2 protein-coding genes are annotated in these 4,961 nt (G+C 34.3%); both read left to right on the top strand.

The window, feature by feature from the left end:
- The first annotated feature begins 625 nt into the window (after nucleotides 1-625).
- Nucleotides 626-3,145, top strand: a complete 2,520-nt coding sequence (locus H0U71_07935) for a hypothetical protein (GenBank protein MBA2654973.1) — start codon at nucleotides 626-628, stop codon at nucleotides 3,143-3,145.
- Between the two features lie 442 nt (nucleotides 3,146-3,587).
- Nucleotides 3,588-4,961: hypothetical protein (locus tag H0U71_07930; GenBank protein MBA2654972.1), on the top strand; the 1,374-nt coding region annotated here is incomplete at its 3' end.

Genomic DNA, 4,961 nt, shown 5'->3' with positions numbered 1-4,961 from the left:
ATCCAGATCCGATGCTGGATCCCGCGAATAAATCGCGGGACGACGGCTACTACTTCCTTATTTTAAAGTAATATTTTGATAAGATCGCCGTGCATTTTTGCCCAAGACAAAGTTAAAAACACATAAGAATATATTAATGTTTTCGTGATAAACTAAAGTTTAATAGGCACAGTCTCTACAGTTTATCAAATTAAAACAATAATATTGTGCATCAAAAATCTCTTCTCAAACTATATTAGAACTAAAGGAATTGGCTGAAGGACTTTAAATTTTAATAAAGTTTCAATAGTCTTATTTAAAGCTAATTTTTAAAGTTTTTCCATAAATTAGAAAAGAATTGCTTTTTTTAAGCTTTTCTTAGTCAGAGAATATAACTTGGAAGGTGTGGTGCCGATGAGCAGGCATTGCAAAAAAAAATGGATCGTTACCTCAAAAGTAGCCTGGATGAAGCATTAGCGAAATCCGGGTTTCGTGACTGTGGAACCCGGATTTCGCTAATGCTTCATCCAGGCTACGGTTTTGTATTTAATTCATAATTTGCAATATTTCTGCAATTAAAGTATCGCTCATTATAGGATACTTTTTGTAGATAAATTTGTAGACGCGACAAGATTGTGAGTAAGAGATGTTATTAAAAAGTAATTTATTTTATAATCAAGTTTATTTTTCTGACGATATCACTATTTTACCTGGCGATGGAGAAGTTATTTCGTTAGGTGATGCCCGAGCTTATTGGAATCCCTATACCAAATATACGATCAGCGATGGTTTTCCACCTTTCTATTTGCATCGCAGTGAGCTTGATAAACCTGAAACAAAAATTAAAATTGAACAGTTTGTTGCTAATCAAAAGCAAAATAGTCATAAATTTATTAGCGCAAGGGTTGAAGTCGCCAAAAGTTTAATACTAAGTTCTTCGGATCATTATAAACAGTTAAGCTATTTATGCGGAGAATCCCTTAGCATTTATACGATTAAATCGGAAGATGAATTAAAATTTTATCTTCAGAATTTATATAGCTCTCGAAATAATTTAATGACGGCCGAAAAAATTTTAGAAAACGCATTAAAAATAAGTGATCAAACAGCAATTATTCACCCCGAAGCAAAAAATCAAATTTATTTGGCCCTTAATATGTTATCAACAAAAAAATATTCAAAGACATTGCTACAGTATCTTCGTCATCGTCCTGATTTTATTATTATAGTTCACCCTTATCTTAGTATATTACCTTCATTGGACGAAGATGCAATGTCAGCTGTAGCTGACTTTACTAATAATAGGGTTTTGATTTCAGGGACGAGTCGTTATGATATCCATAAAGCTATTGAACACTTGAAATCATATCCTTTTATTATAAATAAAGACAATAATATTGCGGGGCCTTTAATATATGGGGGCTATTCTTATTATTCTCTGAGCTTCAAAAATAATACGTTTGATTTTTCTCCTGATTACAATCACCCTATCGCACAGCATGGGTTACGAAAAATTGAATCACTGATTATTGAAGAATGTAGCGATTTCATTAATGTGTTGTTATCTGGCCATTCTATGAGTGGCACACCCATATCCCCTCTTATAAATTCCTCAAAAAATTCACAGTGGTTGTCAGCCATAGAAGAAGTCGAATTTAGAAAACTAATTGAAACTACTTTATTTGAAATTAAGCGATTACATAAAATTATTGCAAAATTGAAAGATCAAAAGACATTGACTGATAAACAGCAAGAAATATGGTTAAATTTAAGAGAAAATATTTTGACCGCAGAGAAAAATTTGTTGATGTCCGAAAGATTCATTATCACTGAGGTCGATTTATCCGCTTTTCCTGATTTAAAAACAATAAAAATAGGCGATCATTTGGTGACTCCACAAAATAGTCGTTGGGCTGGAGTGAGTGTTATCGTCACAGAAATAAAACAAAATAATAATAATTGGCTATCTCTAGCTTTAAAAGCACCACCATTACCAAAAGATCATGTGCTGCATCACTATTATCTGGAAGAACTATTATTTCAGATTGAAACTACACTAAATCCAGGGCCAATCTATCCTGATTATTGGCTTCCAAAAGAAGTCATGGGCAGACTACGCGGGCTTGTGGATAATTATCCGGTTGCCGAGGAGTTGCTAATAAAGTTTGTGCCATTTTTTGCTAAAGTGGAAAAAAATATCATCTCGGCTTCTTTGGATACATTTTCTGAATACATCAAGAAAGTTCCAGCAACTAATAGAGTGGGTTTATTATCTGTCACTTCTGAATTTTTTTCTAATTTTATTGTTTGTCGCAGTGAGCAATCTACTGATGAAGCACACAAATTTTGCTCTTCTCAAGAAGAAATTTTAGACGATGCGAGCCATGCTCTAGTCATTCAACATTCATCTTATGGGTCAAAGAATACAGGCTCTCTACCTTTTGACGCCGGTGCATGGGATGCGGATGTTAAATTTCATTCAATGACGAATGAACCAATTTTTACTTATCACTTTTTTAATAAAGGTCAAAAAACTGCTTCTATAGAATTTTATGGTCAAAAAGGATTTTGTAGATCTTCGGATAATAAGCTAAATAATATTGTAAAAATCACGAGTATTTTAAACGAATTTAATATTGCTGATGAGATGGTAACCAACGATGTTTGCCAAGTATTACCACCAAATTTATTTCAAAGACTTTGGTTTTCGACAAAAGAAGGTGCCCTCTATGGTGGAGCGAAAGGGTTTACTAATGTCATTGGCAGAAGACTGAAATCCAACGGTTTTTCCACGTACACTTCGTATTGTGTCTCCGGATCATTGTTTTATGCAGGCGTTTTTGTTATGAAGTATAAAAAACATTATGATCAAAACGAAACTTTTGATGCAATGTATCAAGGCGCTATAGAAACGGGACAATTCTTTTTAATCAACACCTTTTGTAACTTTGTTACTCATCTTTTAGCTTCCGCAGAGAAAACATGTTATAAAAATAAATATCCCATTCCTGGTAAATTATTTAAATGGACAGCCGTCCTTTCAAAATTTGGTGCATTCTTTTATAACTCAAAACAAGAGGGTCTTCTAGAAGCAAGTACAGAATGTGCAAGCGCAGCAGTCACACAGACTGCGATTGAATCCATTGGCAATTATTTTATACCTTAAAACATTCAAGACATGACCTGTATATGGCGAATTGCTAATTTAAGCAGCAATTGGTAGATGAAATAAGCTATTGCAAATTGATCCCATCCATACTTATAAAGACTAATAACCTTGGAATGGGAATGATAATATTTTTCGATAGGTATAAACGCATCTAACGACTGGTGAGAGCATTTATCGTTGAAATAAAACTGATAAAGATCGAGTTTTCGCTGTAGATCTAATGAGTAAGACTCGAATAAGATGAAGAAGTAGTAATGCATGTTTAGCGGGAGCGTTCATTTATGTGTGTCAGGGGAATTTTGAATTTGCAATAGGATTTTGGTGAGATCGCCGTGGCAGAATGGATTCAAGGAAAGCTCTTAAGGATCTTTTAATCTAAGTCTGAAAGAATATAGAATTCCATAATTTATGCATTAAATAGAATAGCAGGTGACCGCCAGTGATTAGACCCAGTGAAAAAGTAGTTAAGTTTCAAAGTGTTTTCGACCTATTTGAACTTGATGCAAAACGAGATAGATATGTTTTTGTGCCTTTCCAGGCTATGGAGATAGCACAACAATTCGAAAGAATTTTGGATCAAATTTATCAAATATTACCGGATCACGATATCGATGAACTAGAAAAACAAAATGCATTAGTTCTTGATAGGTTAAATGGCATTATTACTCTACAATCCAGTCAACATCAATTAATTCAAAAGGAAATCAAGGCCTGTCAAGATCGTTTTATGCCGCAGAGGCACTTCCACGAGCGGAAATTTTTTAAAATTGCAGATAGCAATTATTATTTTCATATACCGGAAGTCGCTATTCTAACAACGAAGTTGGTTACCGAGCTTAATACAATTAAACCTGAAACATGTAAATTTACACAATCTGTAATAACCTGCTCAAAATCAACTTTAAATAATACAAATAACACTTATCATTTGAATGTGATTGTTATTCACGAGTCTGAATTTCTAAGTTGGTGTAATAATTATAAGCCATTACATGATCAATTATTGGTACAAGACACGGAAAATTATATCCGTGAAAATTTTGGTTATGAGTCCATAAGCTGGGATGGAGATTTGCGCCCCTATGCCAATTACCACAAGGCGCTGCAAAATAATCTTCCAATTAGTAAGACCTACTCAGTCAATCAGCCACAAATTAAGATCGATTTTGATTTTCTGGGCACGTATGTGTATGTCTTAAAAAAGAAGCAATATATACAGGAAGCCGAGGGCAGAGATATCGTTTTACTAGCTGCCGAATATAAAAATCTTTGCCAAGAATTTATGCCTGTCAATACATCGATAGATTTTGAAGCTATTGATGGGATGATAACTTTAACTGTTCCAAATGCGGAAAAATTGCTCACTCACCTGGCAAATAAAGTACAATTACTTCCATGTAAGGATTGGGTTTTTAGTTTAAAAGAGGATAGATATTATCACTTGGTGGGGTGGGGTAATGCTACGAAACCGGTGGTCCAAGCGGCAATTGAAAAGATTAACCTTAAAATAACACCGCAGTACCATTCTGAGGCTATTATCAAAAATGGTGTACTCTATCATAAAACGGCGTTTTCTTTATCTAAACAGGATTTCGAACATTGGAAGCATTTCTATAAAACTCAACCAAAAATTGTTCGATTATCAGATCAGGCACGTCTTAATGGTTATAGTTTATTGGGAGCAACTCATCGGCTGAGTTCCCGCCATGATTTAGCTGTTAAAGCGAAGGAACCTCAAGCACACTCTAACAACAACAACAACAACAACAACAACAACAACAACAACAACAACAACAACAACAACAACAACAAC

It is taken from the genome of Gammaproteobacteria bacterium, from assembly GCA_013697705.1.
Lineage (GTDB): Bacteria > Pseudomonadota > Gammaproteobacteria > UBA6002 > UBA6002 > UBA6002.
The sequence above is the reverse complement of the archived record's forward strand: the minus strand, read 5'-3'. Positions and strand labels throughout refer to the sequence as shown.

Bases quoted from the DNA above. Each gene is read 5' to 3' on its own strand.
- H0U71_07935 (MBA2654973.1), top strand. From the start codon at position 626: ATGTTATTAAAAAGTAATTTATTTTATAATCAAGTTTATTTTTCTGAC.